Origin of the sequence: Roseomonas fluvialis, assembly GCF_022846615.1 — a bacterium.
Taxonomy (GTDB): Bacteria; Pseudomonadota; Alphaproteobacteria; order Acetobacterales; family Acetobacteraceae; genus Neoroseomonas; species Neoroseomonas fluvialis.
In genome coordinates this window covers 3,199,832-3,215,049 of the sequence record NZ_AP025637.1, presented here as the reverse complement: position 1 = coordinate 3,215,049, position 15,218 = coordinate 3,199,832, and the positions used below count along the sequence as shown (strand labels likewise).

Sequence of the window (15,218 nt, the reverse complement as noted above, 5' to 3'; positions counted from 1 at the left end):
CATGGACCGCACCCTTCTCCTCGGCACGGCGGCGATGCTCACCATCGCGCTGGTGACCGGCGTGCTGACGCTGCTGAAATCCGGCCAGGCGCGGCGCCTGAAGGCGCGCATTGCCAGCGCGAGTGCGCTCGAGACCACATCGCTCCAGGCGACCGGGCTGCCGAGCATCCGGCTGCAGACCAACGAATCCCGCCCGTTGCTGGAACGCGTGCTGCGCTTCCTGCGCTATCACCCAGACGTGCCGCAGGCGCACACCATCCCGTGGTATGTCGTTGTGGTGTTCGGCGTGCTGGTGGCCGTGCTGATCGCGCGGTTCCTTTCTGGTCCGCTCGGCCTGCCGCGGTCGATCCTGTCGGGCGTGCTGACCGGCTTCTTCTTGGTGCGGTCCATCTTCGCGTTTCAGTACAACTCCTATGTCGACAAGATTTTCAAGCAGATCCCGGATGCGATCGGCCTAATGGTGCGTGCGATCCGCGCCGGCTTGCCGGTCGGCGAAGCGATGCGCTCGGTCGCGGCCGAATTGTCGTCCCCGCTGCGCGATGAATTCTCCCGCATGCTGGGCGATGTCGCGATCGGCCGGCCGGTCGACCAGGCGCTGATGCGGCTGTACAAGCGCACGGAACTGCCGGAATTCTCCTTCCTCGCGGTCACGCTCGGCATGCAGTCGCAGACCGGCGGCAATCTCGCCGAGACGCTCGACAACCTGGCGGACATCGTGCGCAAGCGCGTGGCGCTGTCCAAGCGTGCCAAGGCCCTGGCGGCCGAGGCGCGGATGCAGGCCGGCATCCTGATGGCGCTGCCCTTCATCGCCGCACTGGCGATGTCGCAGATCCAACCCTTCTACATCGAACAGTTCAGCAGCCCTGCGGGCCAGAAGCTGGCACTGGTCGGGCTCGGCTTCTCGCTCACGGGCTTTCTCATTATCCGCTGGCTGATCAAGCGCGCGGGACAGGACTGATCGCCATGCTGGACTCCATTGCTGAGGCGGGCCTGTTGCCGATCCTCGCCGTCGCGGTCGCCGTGTGCATGGCCATCATTGCCGCGATCGTGCTCGCCCGCGGCGCCGAAGACCGTGACATCGCCGGCCGCGTGCAGAGCGTGTTGCGACCGGCGGAAGTCGACCGGGCGGGCGCCGATGCCGGCCTGAACGCGGCGGCAGCCCCGTTCCGCCGCATCGGCGAGAGGCTGCGCAACACGACGCTCGTCTCGGAAAAGGACCTCGAGGAATTCCAGCTGGCGGTTGCCGCCGCTGGGCTCAACCCGCGCGCCGCCGTGCCGACCTTCATCGGCGTGAAGGCGGTGCTGATGCTGGGCCTGCCGCTGGTTGCGGGGCTGTATTGCTACTTCAACACGGTCGACCCGTTGCGCATCGTGATCATCGTGTTCGGCGCCATCCTCTTCGGCATGTTCGGTCCGAACATGTTCCTCACCTACCTGAAGCGGAAGCACCAGGAGAAGCTGCGCAAGGGCCTGCCGGACGCGCTCGACCTGCTGGTCGTCACCGCCGAGGCCGGCATGGGCATCGAGACCGCGCTCGACCGCGTCGCGCGTGAGATCGAGAACAACAACCGTCCGCTGGCGATCTCCTTCCTGGTGCTGGTGCAGGAACTGCGGATGCTGCCCGACCGGCGCCAGGCGCTGGAGCGATTCGCACAGCGCTCGGACTTCGAGGGCTTCAAGCGACTCGGCGGCACGCTCTCCCAGACCCTGAAATACGGCACGCCGCTGGCCCAGGCGTTGCGCGTGCTGGCCGCGGAAATGCGCCAGGATCGCATGCTGCGCATCGAGGAAAAGGCGATCCGCCTACCCGCGGTCTTGGTGATTCCCCTCATTCTGTTCATCATGCCGGCGGTATTCATTTCCCTGGTCGGGCCGTCCGTGCTGCAGCTGCGCGGCGGCCTTCTCCAGGGCGCAGGGGAAAATGCCAGGCAATGATGATCCATCATTCCGCGCGCTTCGCCGTCCTGCTTTGCGCCGCCGCCACGCTCGCGGCCTGCGCCTCGCCTGACGGCGTGCGCGAGCCCGATGCCGCCTCGCGCATGCGCGTCGCTGCGACGGCCGAGGCCGGCGGGCAGACCGATGTCGCGCTGTCCATGTACGGCGCGGCCGCCGCGCGCGACCCCAACAATGGCGAGGCACAGGCCCGCTTCGCCGCGGCCCTGATGCGCGCGGGCAACCGCACCCAGGCGGAGCAGGTGCTGGCGGCGGCAGTGGAACGCCGGCCCAACGACCGCCGCCTCATCCTGGAGCTGGCCAAGATGCGCCTGCGCAGTGGCCAAGCTGGCGAGGCGCTCGGCCTGTTCGACCGCGTCCTGGCGGGCGATTCCCGCAATGTCGCCGCGCTGGACGGGCGCGGCGTCGCGCTCGACCTCATGGGACGCCACCCAGAGGCGCAGGACTCCTACCGCCGCGCCCAGGCCGTCTCGCCGGATTCCGTGTCGGTCGCCAACAATCTTGGCCTGTCGCTTCTGCTCGACGGCCGGGCAGACGAGGCCCGCGCGGTGCTCGAACCGCTGGCGCGCCGGTCGGATGCGAACCAGCGCGTGACCGCAAACTACGCCATCTCCCTTGCCGCCACCGGCGACGAAGCCGCCGCACGGAACGTGCTCGGCAGCGAGGATGTCGACCTGCGCGGTGTGGCCGAGGTGCTGCGCGTGAACCGCCAGGTCATCGAGGTAACGCCCGCCGGCGGCCGCAGCTGACGGCGCCGCAGCAGCTCAGTGCCGGCGCGCCGACCGGGCGCGCGCGGAAGGACGTTTCGCCGATGCGACCGCCGCCACGATGCACCCCTGAGGACACGCGGCTCCCCGGCGTCGTGGCGCGTATCCTGAGGATACTCGATCTGGAGTGGCTGAATCGCGACCGCGCCATGGCGATCGCGATCCCGCTCTGCGCTTTCTACCTCGCCCTTCTTGCGCTCGGAACGTTGCAGGCCACGCCGCGGCGTGTCGACTTCATGGCGTTCTACGCCGCGGGCCGCTTGGCGCTCGAGGGTCAGGCCGCGGTGGCCTATGACTGGGCCCGGGTCCAATTGCTGCAGGCCGACATCCTGGGGGTTCCGCCCGAGCAGGTGGCGGCCTTCCTGGGTTGGGTGAATCCACCGCACTTCCTGTTTTTCGTACAACCCTTCGCGGCTGGCGATTACGGCCCGGGTTGGGCGGCCTGGGTGGTGGCCACGGCGACGCTCTTCGGGCTGGCCGCGCGTGCCGTGCTGCCCGGGGCAGGGATGGCGCCAAGCCTCGTCGCATTGGCGACGCCCGGTGTGCTGTTTGTCGCTGTGGTCGGCCAGAATGGGCTGTTGGTGGGCGCATTGCTCGGCTGGACCTTCGCCTGGATGGACCGGCGGCCGTGGGCGGCGGGGATTGCGCTCGGCCTTCTCACGATCAAGCCGCAGTTCGGCGTTATCCTGCCGGTGCTGCTCGTGGCCACCGGGCGGTGGCGCGTTTTCGCCGCAGCCACCGCAACGGCGCTGTTCGTGATGGGTGCGGCGCTGGTGACCTATGGCCCCGATCCTTGGTGGGGGTTCTTCGGCGCGCTCACGCGCAACGAGGAGCTCTACCTCGCCGAGCGCACCGACGTGCTGCCACGGATTCAGTCGGTTTTCGCCCTGGCCTATGGCCTGGGCGCACCGCGGGCGGCGGCCTGGATGCTGCACGGCGCCATGGCCGCTGCCGTCGTCGGAGTCGTCCTGCGCCTTTGGCTCCGCCGGCCGGAGGCACTTGAGGAAGTGAGGGCCGCGGCCGCCTTTGCCGCGGTATTCCTGGTGACACCTTTCACCTGGGTCTACGATACGCCCGCGCTTGCGCTGGCGGCGTTGTTCCTGGTGAGGGCGGCGATGCGCGAGGGCTTCCTGCCCGCCGAGCGCCCACTGCTGGTACTGGCCTGCGTGCTGACCCAGGCTGCGGTGGTGTTAGGACAGTCCTCAGCATGGGCACCGGCCGCCTGGCTCATCATCCTGGCCTGCGCCTGGCGCCGCGACCGCGCCGCGCGCGTCAGCCCGGCGCGGATCGGCTCGCCGTCCGCAGGCACATGATGCGCGGCCGGTTCGGCCCGGCCGCAGCCGGGGGCCGACCGCGCAGCCGCAATTCGACATTGGGCACCGCTACCACCGGCGTCAGGTTCGGCGCCGATGACCCCAGCAGCAGCACCGCGCCGCGGCCCGAGGCGCAAAGCCCCGCCATGGCCGGCCCCGGCAGCGGGATCACGCCTGGCGCCGGGCCGGGCACGAAGCCCTGGCCGGTCATCGCGGCCATGACGCGCTGGTGGTAGATCAGGCCGCGTTCCGGCGTGGCGGAATGGTAGCGGGCGGTGGCAGCCGCCCAATCGCCGGTCTGGGCATGCAACTGGCGCAGGAAGCGCACGGCGTAGGCGACATTCGCCGCGGGCTCGAAGCCGGCCTCGACGCTCGGGAAGGCATCGGGGTGGTGCAGCAGGTTGATCTGCATGCAGCCGATGTCGATCGACCGCGTGCCGGCGGCCAGGCGCGCCTGGACTTCGGCCACGGCCTCGGTCCGGGTCGCCATGTAGCGACCCTCGCCGGCGGCGTTGAAGGACCAGGGCCAGGGCTGCACGCCGCCGGTCGGCGTCCGGCGCCCGGTCTCGACGCGGGCGATGGCGCCGAGCAGCCCCGGCGGCAGGCCGGAATTCGCCTCGGCGGCGGCAATGGCCTGGGCGCAGGCATCCCAGGGACTGTCCGAGAAGGTGGGCGCCGGCGCCGCGCGCGGCGGGGCTGGGGGCCTGGCGGCGGTGCGGGTGGCAGCAGGTGCGCGCGGCTGGGTGCGGGCGGCCGCCTGGGGCTGCGCGGTGTTCGCCATGGCGGGCGTCGGCGCGACGGCCAAGGCCGGCGCAACCGCCAGCATCAGGCCGAACAGCGCCGTCGCGGCGCGGGGTCCTTGCGCAGGCATGGGCGCGTCATGGACCACAGGGGCCTGCCGGGTCAAGCACCTGGGGGGTGAAGATGTCGCGACGGGTCAGCCGGGCCGCCCGGCCGCGATCAGAAATGATCCGCCCGCAGCACGACGCAATCGGTGATCGACACGATGGCCGGGCGCGCACCAAGCAGTTCCGCCTGCGCAGCCATCACACGGTCCGCGATCTCGGCCGAGGCGATGCACAGCACCACCACATTGTCATCCACGCCGCCCGGGTCGCCCGCGCGACGGATCCCCTGCCGCCCGCGCCCGGCCAGCACCGGCAGCACAGTCCAGCCGGTGGCGCCCAGCCGGTCCAGCAGGTCGGTGACGGCCTCGGCGCGCACCGCCTCGACCACGATTTCGATCCGCTTGCGTGGATGCATCAGCCCGCCCCCGTCGCCGCCCGCGCCGCCCAGAGCCACAGCGGGATGCCGGCCAGGATGTTGAAGGGAAAGGTCACCGCGAGCGAGAGCGTGACATAAATGCCCGCATCCGCCGCCGGCAGCGCCATGCGCATCGCCGCCGGCACCGCGATGTAGGAGGCCGAGGCCCCCAGCACCGCCATCAGCCCCACCCCGCCCGGCGAGAGCCCCGCCAGCAGCCCAGCCCCCAGGCCAAGCGCACCGCCCAGCAGCGGCATGAGCACCGCGAAGCCGACCAGGCGCACATCAAGCCCCCGCCCGCGGTCGCGCAGGCGCCGTGCAGCGGTCAGGCCCATCTCGAGCAGGAACAGACACAGCGCGCCGGGAAACAGCGCGGTGATGAAGGGCGAGAGCTGCCGTTCCGCCCCCGCCGCGCCGAGCCAGCCGATCAGGAAGGCGCCCAGCAGCAGCACCACCGATCCGTTCAGCAGCACTTCGCGCGCCAGTTCGCGCCCGCCGCCGGTGGTCTGCTCGCCACCGCGCCGGGCCAGCAGCAGGGCGGTCAGGATGGCGGGGGTCTCCATCGCCGCGAGCACCGCCGGCATGAAGCCCTCGTACGGCACGCCGGCCGCCGTGAGCTGGCCCGCCGCGGCGGCGAAGGTCACCACGCTGACCGACCCGTAATGCGCCGAGACCGCGGCCGCCGTGGCGCGGTCAAGCCTGGTGCCCGCCCGCAGCAGCGCATAGGCCGGCACGGGCATCAGAGCCGACAGCGCGACACCGAGCGCCAGGGCGGGCAGCATGGCCGCAGCCGCCCCTGGCTGTGCCACCGCGATGCCGCCCTTCAGCCCGATCGCCATCATCAGGTAGAGCGACAACGCCTTCGCCAGCGCATCCGGTACCGCGAGGTCCGAACGCAGCGCCGCGGCGGCGAAGCCGAGCGCGAAGAACAGCACGGGCGGCGGCAGGAGGTCGGCGAAGGACATGGGCGGCGGCCGCATAGCCCGGACCGGGCGCGCCCGCCAGAGTGCAGCCTCAGCGACGCGGCCAGGCCTCGCACGCGATGCCGTCGAGGTCAGCGTCGCGTGCCGGCCAGTAGCCGGGGCCACCGCGATAGGATGGCGCCAGCCCGACCAGGCGCGCCGCTGCGCAATGCCAGCCCGCGACCTGGTGCCGCACGGCAAGCCCGAGCGGATAAATCGGGTGGCGAAGCGCGGGCAGGATGGCCCCCACCGCAAGCCCGACGGCAGAGACCGCCAGCACGACCAGGTAGGGCACGAGACGACGCGCACCGCGGCCAGACATGGCGACATCAGGCCGGACGTCGCGCCACACGTCACGTCCGAACCATTCCGTGCGCCGACCGGCATCGGCCGCGCAAGCTGACGGCCGGCGCTGCAAGCCACGTGGCACGTCGCGCACGGATGGACAGCGTCCGGCCCCGCTGCGACGCTGTCTCCAACAGAGCCCCCGCGCTACGGGCTGCTAACCGGAGGAAACGTCATGAGCCTCGCCCTCGCGCGCCGCGCGTTGCTGGCCGCCCCGCTCGCCGCCCCTGGCCTGGTCCGCGCGCAGGGCGCGTGGAAGCCCGCGCGGCCGGTCAACATGATCGTACCCTTTGCCGCGGGGTCGGGCACCGATACCGTCTCCCGCCTGCTCGCCTCGTTGCTCGAGGCCGACTGGGGCATCCAGGTGGTCGTCGAGAACCGCCCCGGCGCCAATGGCGCGATCGCCGCCGTCGCCACCGCACGGTCTGCGCCCGACGGCCAGACCGTGATGATCACCACAAACAGCCCGCACGGCGCGACCCCCGCGCTGATGCGTCGGCCGACCTATGACGCGGTGGCCGACTTCACGGCGCTGTCGCGCATGGGCACCTACATCTTCGTGCTCGCTGTGAACGACCAGGTGCCGGTGCGCACGCTGGCGGAATTCTTGGCCCTCGCAAAGGCGCAGCCGGGGCGGCTGACCTGCGCGTCAGGCAATACCACCGGCGTGGTCGGGGCAGCGATGCTCAACCGCCTGGGCGGGGTCGAGGTGACGCATGTGCCCTACCGGTCCTCGCCGCCGGCCATGACCGACGTGATCGCCGGGCGCGTCAGTTCGATGTTCGCCGATGTCGCCGCGTCGCGCGCCTTCCTGGCCGAGGGGAAGCTGCGCCCGCTCGGCATCACCTCGGCGCGGCGCACGCCGCTGTTTCCGGAATGGCCGACCCTCGCGGAATCGGGCCTGCCGGGCTTCGAACTGCTGTCCTTCATGGGCGCAGTCGGCCCCGCCCGCATGCCCGAGGAGGTGGTGATGGCGTGGAACGGCGCGATCCGCCGCGTCTGGGAACGGCCGGAGACCGAACGGCGCCTCGGCGAATTCGGGATCGAGCGCGTCACCTCGACGCCCGCCGAATTCGGTACCTTCATACGCGAGCAGATCGGCTTCTGGGGCGAACAGGCGCGCGCCGCCGGGATCGAGCCAGAATAGCGCCCCGCTGCGGGCGCGCATGGGTCACATTGCCGCCACATGCACGCGGGACAACCGCCCCATGCAGTCATCGCGGCTTGCCGCTGCCCGACCGCGGCACCATCTCAGGTCCAAGTCGTTAGACCAAGGGAGGCCGCGACGTTGATCCGCAAGGGGACAGACATGACCGACTCCACGCGCGCCACCGCCATCCTGGCACGCTCGCTAGCCGACATCGCCGAGGGCGGCCTCGCCCACCGTATGCGCCTTGAACAGGCTGCGCGCGTGATCGTGGCCGCGCGTCGCGCCTCGCATCTCGCCGCCGCCGGAGCGCTGGCGCTGCCCGCGACGGACCCCGCCGTGCAGGCGGTGACCGAGATCGCGCGGCACTGGGACGACACGGCGGTGACCGCGCTCGAATATGCCGAGGGCCTGCCCGTCGCCGCCCTGGAACGCCTGCTGCGCGCTGCCCCGAGCTGGGCCGCCGCCTTCGCGCCGGGGTCCTGGCGTCAGGCTGCCTGACGCCATGGCGCACCCGGTGCCGCCGCGCCGGGTGCCTCGCTGCCCGATAGGCGCTATACCCGCCCGTCTTCGCAGCACGGAATACCTATGATGGCATCGAGCGGCGCTCCCCGGAGCAAGTCGGCCAACGGCCCGCGGCGCGTCCTGCTGCTCACCGGCGCCTCGCGTGGGATCGGGCATGCGACCGTCAAGCGGTTCTCCGCCGCGGGATGGCGCGTCATCACCGTCTCCCGCCAGCCCTTCCCCGAGCAATGCCCGTGGGAGATGGGCCCCGAGGACCACATCCAACTCGACCTGACCGACCCGGCCGCGACCGAGACCGCGATCGCCGAGATCAAGGAACGGCTGAAGCCCGAGGACGGGCGGCTGGATGCGCTGGTGAACAACGCCGCCATTTCGCCGAAGGGGCCGGGTGGGTCGCGCCTGGGGTCGCTCGAGATGGACCTCGAGGGCTGGCTCAAGGTGTTCCGGGTGAATTTCTTTGCCCCGGTGCTGCTGGCACGCGGCCTGGTCGAACCGCTCAAGAAGGCCAATGGCGCGGTGGTGAACGTGACATCCATCGCGGGCGGACGCGTGCATCCCTTCGCCGGTGTCGCATATTCCACCTCGAAGGCGGCGCTGGCGGGCCTGACGCGCGAGATGGCGGCGGATTTCGCGCCGCTCGGCATCCGCGTGAACGCCATCAGCCCAGGCGAGATCGATACCTCGATCCTCTCGCCGGGGACCGAGAAGATCGTGCAGGAACAGATCCCGATGCGCCGGCTCGGCCGGCCGGAGGAGGTCGCGCAGGCGATCTACTTCCTCTGCACCGAGGCATCGTCCTACGTGAACGGCGCCGAGATCCACATCAATGGCGGGCAGCACGTTTAGCATGCGCTCGAACGGCGGGCGCCGGCATGGGCCGGCTTGCCTTCGCGCAACGCACTGATGCTCCCGGCGCGGCTGATGGGCCGGGTGCGGTCGCGCCGCGCGCTCCCGCATCGCGGGCGCAATTCGCACCACTGCCTTGAACGCCGGAGTGTTCGGCATGTCGGGTGAGGGGGCGCGCATGCGCGGTGTCGCGTCGCTGCGACTGCTGCTGCCCTTCCTGCGGCCGTATCTGTGGCGCGCGCTGGGCGCCGCCGTCGCGCTGCTGGCCGCGGCGGGCCTCACGCTCGCGATCGGCCAGGGGCTACGACGCATCATCGATGACGGCTTCTCGGGCGGGCCCGGCGCGCTGAACCAGGCGGCCGGCGTGATGGGGCTGATCGTGGCCGCGCTCGGGATCGCCACGTCGTTGCGCTACTACCTGGTCACCTGGCTCGGCGAGCGGGTCGCGGCCGACCTGCGCCGCGCGGTGTTCGACCACCTGACGCGGCTCGATGCGCGCTTCTACGAAACGGCGCGCACCGGGGACCTGATGTCGCGCCTGACCGCCGATGTCGCGCTGCTGCAGTCGCTGATCGGCTCCGCCATCTCCATGGGGCTGCGCAATGCGCTGACCGGCATCGGCGCCTTCGCGATGCTGGTGCTGACCAGCACCAAGCTCGCCGGGTTGATGGCGGTGGTGGTGCCGCTGGTGGTGCTGCCGATGATCGTGTTCGGCCGGCGCGAACGCCGGCTGTCCAAGGCGGCACAGGAACGCGTGGCGGACCTGGCGGCGACCGCCGAGGAAGCGATCAATGGCATGCGCACCGTGCAGGCGTTCACGCACGAACCGGCGGAACGGGCGCGCTATGGCGCCGAATCCGAACGTTCGGTGCAGGCGGCGCTGCGGCGCGTGGCGACGCGCACGGCGCTGATCCTGACCGTGATCCTGCTGGGCTTCGGCGCCATCACCTTCTCGCTGTGGGTGGGCGGGCAGGATGTGATCGCCGGGCGCATGACCGGTGGGGACCTGACCGCCTTCGTGTTCTATGCCGTGCTGCTCGCGAGCGCGGGGGCCACGGTCAGCGAATTGTGGGGCGAGATCCAGCGCGCCGGCGCCGCCGCGGACAGGCTGGCGGAGATCCTGGCGGTCGAACCGACCATTGCCGCGCCCGCCATGCCGCTCGCGCTGCCGGCGCCGCGCGGCGCAGTGGTGTTCCGGGACGTCACCTTCCACTATCCCTCGCGCCCCGAGACTCCGGCGCTGGATGGCTTCTCGCTGGATGTCGCGCCGGGGGAAACCGTGGCGCTGGTCGGTCCTTCGGGCGCGGGCAAGACCACGGTCCTGGCACTGCTGCTGCGCTTTTACGACCCGCAAGCGGGCGCGATCCTTCTGGATGGCATCGAGATCGCGCAGGCCGCGCCGCAGGATGTGCGCGCGCGCATCGGCCTGGTGCCGCAGGACCCGTCGATCTTCAGCGCGACCGTGGCGGACAACATCCGCTACGGCAGGCCCGACGCGACCGATGCCGAGGTTCGTGCCGCGGCCGAGGCCGCATCCGCCGCCGGCTTCATCGCCGCGCTGCCCGACGGCTACGGGGCACACCTGGGCGCGCGCGGCGTCACGCTGTCGGGCGGGCAGCGCCAGCGCATCGCCATCGCGCGCGCCATCCTGCGTGACGCGCCGGTGCTCTTGCTGGACGAAGCCACCAGCGCGCTGGATGCCGAGAGCGAGCGCGCCGTGCAGGACGCGCTGGCGCGGCTGTCGCGGGGGCGCACAACCATCGTGGTGGCGCATCGCCTCGCCACCGTGCGCGCGGCCGACCGCATCGTGGTGATGGAGGCCGGGCGCATCGCCGCCACCGGCACGCACGAGGCGCTGTTGGCGCAAGGCGGACTCTATGCTCGCCTCGCGTCGCTGCAATTCACCGATGCCTGATCACGCAATGCGTCGGGCCATGTAGACGGTCGTGCCGCCCATGAAGGGTTCGCGCAGCGTCACCGCATAGCCATGCGATTCGTACAGCGCGACATTGCCGGCGAATGCCGCATTGGTCAGCAGGCGCAGTTCATCGCGCCCGGCCTCGCGCGCCAGCGCATCCGCGATCGCGAGAAGGCGGCGGCCGAGACCCTGGCGCTGATGATCCGGGTGCACGGCGATATTCTCGATCCAGAGGTGGTCGTCACGCAGGTCGGTTTCGATCAGCGCCATGAGGGACACTCCGCGCACCAAAAGGTCGAAGCGATGCGACAGCACGGCAGCGTCGTAGTCCGCGCGCATCGGCATCGGCTCGCGCCCGACCACCGGCACCCATCGCGCGTAGGCGGCGCGGGTGACGTCGCGGATCGCCGTGGCGTCGGCGGGCGTGGCGCGGCGCAATGCGGTGGGCGGCAGCGGTGCCATGGCAGGGCCCTTTGCAACATGAACACGAAAAACCCCGCCAACCTTGCGGTGGGCGGGGCGCCGGGGCGACGGAGGATGCGGGTGGGGCCGCTAGCCTCGGGTCGTCGGGTCAGGCGCGCGCCGCCGCTGCGTCGTCGGGCGACGGCGTCGGGTGACGGTGGTGGCGGTGCGCGCGGACATCGGGGAGATGCTCGCGATGATGCTGCGCGCAGTCAATGCTTTTCCAGGAAGGCCAGCACTGCGGCGTTGAAGGCGGCGGGGTTGTCGGCCTGCACGCTGTGCGCGGCGCGCGGGATGGTCACGCGCGTGGCATTGGGCATGGCCCCTTCCAGCGCATCGAGGATGACGCCGAATTGCGGCTGCGACTGGTCGCCGCCCACAAGCAGCGTGCGGATGGCGATGCACGCGGCCTCGGCGCGGCTGTAGGGCTTGCGCTGCTCGTTGACTTGGCCGAGCAGCGTGCGCGCGTTGTCGCGGTTCACCGCCTTGCGGGCGTCCGAGCGCTTCGCCCAGGCGCCGGGGCCCCCGGTGTGTTCGGCGATGACCGTCAGGCCTTCCTCGATTTGGCCTTCGCCGATCAGCGCGGCGCCGCGCGCGAAGGCGGCGCCCTGCTTGCCCGCCGCTGGCGCACCGCCGAGCGTCTCGTCTAGCTCGCCGCCGGGCTCCAGAAGCACCAGGGACTGGATCAGCTCCGGGTGATGCTGCGCGACGCGGAAGGCGATGTGCCCGCCGCGCGAATGGCCGACCAGGCGCACCGGGCCTTCGCCCAGCGCGCGGATGAAGCCGGCGATGTCGGCGGTATGGCGCGCGATGGTGAAGTCGCCGCCGTCGGTCCATTCGCCCGGCCAGCAATGGCGCAGGCTGACGGCGATGGCGTGGTGCGCGGCGCCTAAGGCCGCCATCTGCCCGGCCCAGGAGCGCTGGTCGCCCAGCGTGCCATGGATCATCAGCAGCGGCGGGCCGGAGCCGGCCTCGGCATAGGCGATGGGGTAGCCGTCGATGGAAATGCTGGGCATGGGCGCGTCCTCCGGTCCCGCCATGGAGGCACGGCGCGGCGCGCCCGCAAAGCCCCCGCGGTCAGGCGGCGCGCGCTGCGTCCATGATGGTCCGGAAGTGGCGCACCGTCGTGGCGAGGCCCTCAAAGACGGATTGCGAAATCAGGAAGTGTCCGATCGAGACTTCGGTCACCTCCGGCATCGCGGCGATCGGGCCGACAGTGTCGTAGGACAGGCCGTGGCCGGCGTGGCAGAGCAGCCCCGCCGCCTTCGCGGCCTGCGCACCGGCCCTCAGGCGCGCGAGCTGCGCTTCGCGGTTCGCGACGGGGCCTTCGGCATAGGTGCCGGTGTGCAGTTCGATCGCCTGCGCGCCGATGCGCGCGGCGGCCTCGATCTGCGCGGGATCGGCCTCGATGAAGATCGACACGCGGATATCAGCGGCGCGCAGGCGCTGGACGGCCTCGTGCAGGAACGGGCCGGCGCGCAGCACATCCAGGCCGCCCTCGGTGGTGAGTTCCGCGCGCTTCTCGGGCACCAGGCAGCAATAGGGCGGGCGGATACGTTCGGCGAAGGCGACCATCTCCTCGGTCGCGGCCATCTCGAAGTTCAGCGGGGTCGCGATCTCGGCACGCACGCGTTCCACATCGCGGTCACGGATGTGGCGGCGGTCCTCGCGCAGATGCATCGTGACGCCGTCGGCGCCGGCGTCCACCACGATGCGCGCGGCCTCGACCGGGCAGGGGAAGCTGCCGCCGCGGGCGTTGCGCAGCGTGGCGACGTGATCGACGTTCACCGAGAAATCGAGATGCTTCATGCGAACCCCCTTGCGCGCGCCAGCTCCGCCGCCAGGCGGATCGCCGCGATCAACGACGACGGATCGGCCCGCCCCGTGCCGGCGATATCGAGCGCCGTCCCATGGTCCGGGCTGGTGCGCACGATGGACAGCCCGAGCGTCACGTTCACCCCACCCGCCATGTCGAGCGTCTTGATCGGGATGAGCGCCTGGTCGTGGTACAGGCAGATCGCGGCATCGTAGGTCGGGCGCGCCAGCGCGGTGAACATCGTGTCGGGCGGCATCGGGCCGCGCGCATCGATGCCCTCGGCGCGCAGCATCGCCACAGCCGGCGCGACGATGTCGATGTCCTCGCGCCCCATGGTGCCGGCCTCGCCGGCATGCGGGTTCAGGCCCGCGATGGCCAGGCGCGGGGCGGCGATGGCGAATTCCTCGCGCAGCGAACGGGCGGTGATGCGGGCGGTCTCGGCGATCAGGTCCGGCGTCAGCCGCGCGATGGCACGCGCCAGCGCTTCATGCACCGTGACAGGCACCACGCGCAGGTCGTGGCTGGCCAGCATCATCACCGGCGGCACGCCCGTGCCGGCGATCTCGCCCAGGTATTCCGTGTGGCCCGGATGCTTGAAGCCCGCGGCGGTGAGCGTGGCCTTCTGGATCGGGTTGGTCACCACGCCGGCGGCACGCCCGGCCCGGCACAGCGCTACCGCCTCGCTGATGGCGGCGATCACGGCGGGCGCGTTCGCGGTGTTGGGCGTTCCGGGAACCGGCGTGGCGGGGAGGGGGCGATGCAGCACCGGCAGCGCCCGTGCGAAGACCGCGGCGGCCTGTTCCGGGGCCTCGATCGCGCGCACCGGCACGCCGAAGTCGCGCGTGGCGTCGTCGACCAGCAGGAAGGCCGGGCCGGTCGCGTGCAGGGCACGCCAGGCGCCCGCGGCGATCTCGGCGCCGATGCCGGCGGGTTCTCCCATGGTGAGCACGAGGGGGCGCATGGCCATCGCTTTACGTCCTGGCGCGCGACATGGCGAGGGCTTGCGGCGGCGCAAGGCGCGGCGCGCGACGCATGGTAGAAGTGACCATGGAGTTCCTGGCGAATTGCCTGCACGACCTGACGGCGCTCGGCCCTGGTGGGGTGCCGGCGGTGATGGTGGCGCTGTTCCTGGCGGGGCTGGCGGGCGGTGCGACGCATTGCGCGGGCATGTGCGGGCCCTTCGTGATCGCGCAGGCCGCGGCGGTAGCCGATCGCACGGTGGCGGGCGGCGTGCTCGCGCGCGTCTCGGGCGCGGCGCTGGTGCCATATCATGCGGGGCGGATGCTGGGGTACGGGCTGCTGGGCGCGGCCGCCGGAGGCTTCGCGGGAATCGTGGCACTGGGCACGGGGTTCCGATTCGTGCTGGCGGCTCTGCTCGGCGTCGCGGCGGTGCTGATGTTCGCGCAGGCCAGCGCGCGGATCGCGGCGCTGCTGCCGCGGCTGCCGGCGCCGCGGCTACCCGCGCTGCTGGAACGGCGCATGGGCGCGTTGCTGGCCGCGCCCACGGGTCTGCGCGGCGTGGCGCTCGGGCTGATGCTGTCGGCGCTGCCGTGCGGCCTGCTCTACGGCGCGCTGGCGGGGGCGGCGGCGACGGGCTCGGCGTTGGGCGGCGCGCTGGTCATGGCGGCCTTCGTGGCCGGCACGGTGCCGGCGCTGATGGGCGTCGCGCTGCTCGGGCGGTTCTTCGGGCGGCGCGCTGGGCCGGGGATGCGTCTGGCGGGTGCGGCGCTATTCGCGCTGAACGGCGTGATGCTGGCGGCCATGGCGGTGCGGGTGGTGGCCTGACGCAATCGGGCGCAGGTCCTTGTTCACCCGATGGCGGATGGCGGGACGTGCCGTCAGGCTGGTGGACCCCGCGTCGCCGTCGGTGCCGTCCTGATCGACGCTGCGTTCCGGGTCGA

At 71.7% G+C, this 15,218-nt stretch carries 17 protein-coding genes; 9 read left to right on the top strand and 8 right to left on the bottom strand.

The window, feature by feature from the left end:
- The first annotated feature begins 1 nt into the window (after nucleotide 1).
- From MWM08_RS15640 to MWM08_RS15625, 4 genes are all read left to right on the top strand, one after another.
- Entirely contained in the window at nucleotides 2–958 is a 957-nt protein-coding gene (locus MWM08_RS15640) for a type II secretion system F family protein (protein ID WP_244407432.1), read from the top strand.
- 5 nt (nucleotides 959–963) lie between these two features.
- Nucleotides 964–1,935, top strand: a complete 972-nt coding sequence (locus tag MWM08_RS15635; RefSeq protein ID WP_244407431.1) for a type II secretion system F family protein — start codon at nucleotides 964–966, stop codon at nucleotides 1,933–1,935.
- Nucleotides 1,935–2,702: a tetratricopeptide repeat protein gene (locus MWM08_RS15630; RefSeq protein WP_244407430.1), complete on the top strand. Its 768-nt coding sequence runs from the start codon at nucleotides 1,935–1,937 to the stop codon at nucleotides 2,700–2,702. The genes MWM08_RS15635 and MWM08_RS15630 overlap by 1 nt, the downstream gene beginning before the upstream one ends.
- A gap of 167 nt (nucleotides 2,703–2,869) precedes the next feature.
- Nucleotides 2,870–4,033 carry a glycosyltransferase family 87 protein gene (locus MWM08_RS15625; RefSeq protein ID WP_244407429.1) on the top strand — a complete coding sequence of 388 codons (1,164 nt, stop codon included), beginning with the start codon at nucleotides 2,870–2,872 and terminating at the stop codon, nucleotides 4,031–4,033.
- Here the strand turns inward: MWM08_RS15625 and MWM08_RS15620 are convergent.
- The 4 genes from MWM08_RS15620 to MWM08_RS15605 all read right to left on the bottom strand — a co-directional run bounded on the left by MWM08_RS15620 (nucleotide 3,993) and on the right by MWM08_RS15605 (nucleotide 6,580).
- Nucleotides 3,993–4,904 carry a lytic transglycosylase domain-containing protein gene (locus tag MWM08_RS15620; protein ID WP_244407428.1) on the bottom strand — a complete coding sequence of 304 codons (912 nt, stop codon included), beginning with the start codon at nucleotides 4,902–4,904 and terminating at the stop codon, nucleotides 3,993–3,995. The genes MWM08_RS15625 and MWM08_RS15620 overlap by 41 nt on opposite strands.
- Before the next feature lie 89 nt (nucleotides 4,905–4,993).
- Nucleotides 4,994–5,296 carry a P-II family nitrogen regulator gene (locus MWM08_RS15615; protein WP_244407427.1) on the bottom strand — a complete coding sequence of 101 codons (303 nt, stop codon included), beginning with the start codon at nucleotides 5,294–5,296 and terminating at the stop codon, nucleotides 4,994–4,996.
- Nucleotides 5,296–6,261 carry a sodium-dependent bicarbonate transport family permease gene (locus tag MWM08_RS15610; RefSeq protein WP_244407426.1) on the bottom strand — a complete coding sequence of 322 codons (966 nt, stop codon included), beginning with the start codon at nucleotides 6,259–6,261 and terminating at the stop codon, nucleotides 5,296–5,298. The genes MWM08_RS15615 and MWM08_RS15610 overlap by 1 nt, the downstream gene beginning before the upstream one ends.
- 49 nt (nucleotides 6,262–6,310) lie before the next feature.
- On the bottom strand, nucleotides 6,311–6,580 hold the full coding sequence (locus MWM08_RS15605; protein WP_244407425.1) for an excalibur calcium-binding domain-containing protein: 270 nt from the start codon (nucleotides 6,578–6,580) through the stop codon (nucleotides 6,311–6,313).
- Nucleotides 6,581–6,778: 198 nt separating this feature from the next.
- On the opposite strand from MWM08_RS15605, the gene MWM08_RS15600 reads away from it, so the two are divergent.
- From MWM08_RS15600 to MWM08_RS15585, 4 genes are all read left to right on the top strand, one after another.
- The gene (locus MWM08_RS15600) at nucleotides 6,779–7,750 is read left to right on the top strand and encodes a Bug family tripartite tricarboxylate transporter substrate binding protein (protein ID WP_244407424.1); all 972 of its coding nucleotides are present in this window, start codon (nucleotides 6,779–6,781) and stop codon (nucleotides 7,748–7,750) included.
- Nucleotides 7,751–7,912: 162 nt separating this feature from the next.
- Entirely contained in the window at nucleotides 7,913–8,251 is a 339-nt protein-coding gene (locus tag MWM08_RS15595) for a hypothetical protein (RefSeq protein ID WP_244407423.1), read from the top strand.
- Nucleotides 8,252–8,338: 87 nt separating this feature from the next.
- Complete coding sequence (locus tag MWM08_RS15590; protein WP_244407422.1) at nucleotides 8,339–9,121, top strand: SDR family NAD(P)-dependent oxidoreductase; 783 nt, start codon at nucleotides 8,339–8,341, stop codon at nucleotides 9,119–9,121.
- Between the two features lie 157 nt (nucleotides 9,122–9,278).
- On the top strand, nucleotides 9,279–11,036 hold the full coding sequence (locus tag MWM08_RS15585; protein ID WP_244407421.1) for an ABC transporter transmembrane domain-containing protein: 1,758 nt from the start codon (nucleotides 9,279–9,281) through the stop codon (nucleotides 11,034–11,036).
- Here the strand turns inward: MWM08_RS15585 and MWM08_RS15580 are convergent, their stop codons facing one another.
- The 4 genes from MWM08_RS15580 to pdxA all read right to left on the bottom strand — a co-directional run bounded on the left by MWM08_RS15580 (nucleotide 11,037) and on the right by pdxA (nucleotide 14,284).
- Complete coding sequence (locus MWM08_RS15580) at nucleotides 11,037–11,501, bottom strand: GNAT family N-acetyltransferase (RefSeq protein WP_244407420.1); 465 nt, start codon at nucleotides 11,499–11,501, stop codon at nucleotides 11,037–11,039.
- Nucleotides 11,502–11,713: 212 nt separating this feature from the next.
- Complete coding sequence (locus MWM08_RS15575) at nucleotides 11,714–12,517, bottom strand: alpha/beta fold hydrolase (RefSeq protein WP_244407419.1); 804 nt, start codon at nucleotides 12,515–12,517, stop codon at nucleotides 11,714–11,716.
- 61 nt (nucleotides 12,518–12,578) lie between these two features.
- Complete coding sequence (locus tag MWM08_RS15570; RefSeq protein ID WP_244407418.1) at nucleotides 12,579–13,310, bottom strand: pyridoxine 5'-phosphate synthase; 732 nt, start codon at nucleotides 13,308–13,310, stop codon at nucleotides 12,579–12,581.
- The gene (gene pdxA / locus MWM08_RS15565; RefSeq protein ID WP_244407417.1) at nucleotides 13,307–14,284 is read right to left on the bottom strand and encodes a 4-hydroxythreonine-4-phosphate dehydrogenase PdxA; all 978 of its coding nucleotides are present in this window, start codon (nucleotides 14,282–14,284) and stop codon (nucleotides 13,307–13,309) included. Before pdxA ends, MWM08_RS15570 begins: the two co-directional genes overlap by 4 nt.
- A gap of 65 nt (nucleotides 14,285–14,349) precedes the next feature.
- On the opposite strand from pdxA, the gene MWM08_RS15560 reads away from it, so the two are divergent.
- Nucleotides 14,350–15,102 carry a sulfite exporter TauE/SafE family protein gene (locus MWM08_RS15560; protein WP_244407416.1) on the top strand — a complete coding sequence of 251 codons (753 nt, stop codon included), beginning with the start codon at nucleotides 14,350–14,352 and terminating at the stop codon, nucleotides 15,100–15,102.
- Nucleotides 15,103–15,218: the final 116 nt, after the last annotated feature.

Coding starts and splice junctions, on each gene's coding strand:
- MWM08_RS15640 (WP_244407432.1), top strand. CDS start 2: ATGGACCGCACCCTTCTCCTCGGCACGGCGGCGATGCTCACCATCGCG.
- MWM08_RS15635 (WP_244407431.1), top strand. CDS start 964: ATGCTGGACTCCATTGCTGAGGCGGGCCTGTTGCCGATCCTCGCCGTC.
- MWM08_RS15630 (WP_244407430.1), top strand. CDS start 1,935: ATGATCCATCATTCCGCGCGCTTCGCCGTCCTGCTTTGCGCCGCCGCC.
- MWM08_RS15625 (WP_244407429.1), top strand. CDS start 2,870: ATGGCGATCGCGATCCCGCTCTGCGCTTTCTACCTCGCCCTTCTTGCG.
- MWM08_RS15620 (WP_244407428.1), bottom strand. CDS start 4,904: ATGCCTGCGCAAGGACCCCGCGCCGCGACGGCGCTGTTCGGCCTGATG.
- MWM08_RS15615 (WP_244407427.1), bottom strand. CDS start 5,296: ATGCATCCACGCAAGCGGATCGAAATCGTGGTCGAGGCGGTGCGCGCC.
- MWM08_RS15610 (WP_244407426.1), bottom strand. CDS start 6,261: ATGTCCTTCGCCGACCTCCTGCCGCCGCCCGTGCTGTTCTTCGCGCTC.
- MWM08_RS15605 (WP_244407425.1), bottom strand. CDS start 6,580: ATGTCTGGCCGCGGTGCGCGTCGTCTCGTGCCCTACCTGGTCGTGCTG.
- MWM08_RS15600 (WP_244407424.1), top strand. CDS start 6,779: ATGAGCCTCGCCCTCGCGCGCCGCGCGTTGCTGGCCGCCCCGCTCGCC.
- MWM08_RS15595 (WP_244407423.1), top strand. CDS start 7,913: ATGACCGACTCCACGCGCGCCACCGCCATCCTGGCACGCTCGCTAGCC.
- MWM08_RS15590 (WP_244407422.1), top strand. CDS start 8,339: ATGATGGCATCGAGCGGCGCTCCCCGGAGCAAGTCGGCCAACGGCCCG.
- MWM08_RS15585 (WP_244407421.1), top strand. CDS start 9,279: ATGTCGGGTGAGGGGGCGCGCATGCGCGGTGTCGCGTCGCTGCGACTG.
- MWM08_RS15580 (WP_244407420.1), bottom strand. CDS start 11,501: ATGGCACCGCTGCCGCCCACCGCATTGCGCCGCGCCACGCCCGCCGAC.
- MWM08_RS15575 (WP_244407419.1), bottom strand. CDS start 12,517: ATGCCCAGCATTTCCATCGACGGCTACCCCATCGCCTATGCCGAGGCC.
- MWM08_RS15570 (WP_244407418.1), bottom strand. CDS start 13,310: ATGAAGCATCTCGATTTCTCGGTGAACGTCGATCACGTCGCCACGCTG.
- pdxA (WP_244407417.1), bottom strand. CDS start 14,284: ATGGCCATGCGCCCCCTCGTGCTCACCATGGGAGAACCCGCCGGCATC.
- MWM08_RS15560 (WP_244407416.1), top strand. CDS start 14,350: ATGGTAGAAGTGACCATGGAGTTCCTGGCGAATTGCCTGCACGACCTG.